Genomic DNA, 275 nt, shown 5'->3' with positions numbered 1-275 from the left:
GCGGCAGTGGGAATGTATCGATTCAGCTCTTTCTGCAAGTTTGACTCACGGTGTCCGGGCATTACCATTTGTTGTTCCTTCAGCTGCTTGGCAACATCTCTAGCAGATGAACCAGAGTCTTCAATCCATGTTTTTGAGAACAAGGCACAAGCTGAAAGCATAAACACAAGATAGAACAGTGCATGGAAAGGATTGGCCGCCATATCAGCTAAGCTGGATGGTGCAGTGATGTAGTATGCAATACCACCAACAGGAACAGACTGACCACCTCCATA

At 46.5% G+C, this 275-nt stretch carries 1 protein-coding gene; it reads right to left on the bottom strand.

The window, feature by feature from the left end; all coding sequences use genetic code 11:
• Nucleotides 1-275 (bottom strand): SecY/SEC61-alpha family protein (locus PZC42_RS24585; RefSeq protein WP_277214113.1); only part of this gene is annotated, 275 nt, incomplete at both ends.

Source organism: Isoptericola croceus (assembly GCF_029382255.1).
In the GTDB taxonomy this organism is placed as follows: Bacteria; Actinomycetota; Actinomycetes; order Actinomycetales; family Cellulomonadaceae; genus Isoptericola; species Isoptericola croceus.
This window is presented reverse-complemented; position numbering and strand designations above follow the sequence as displayed.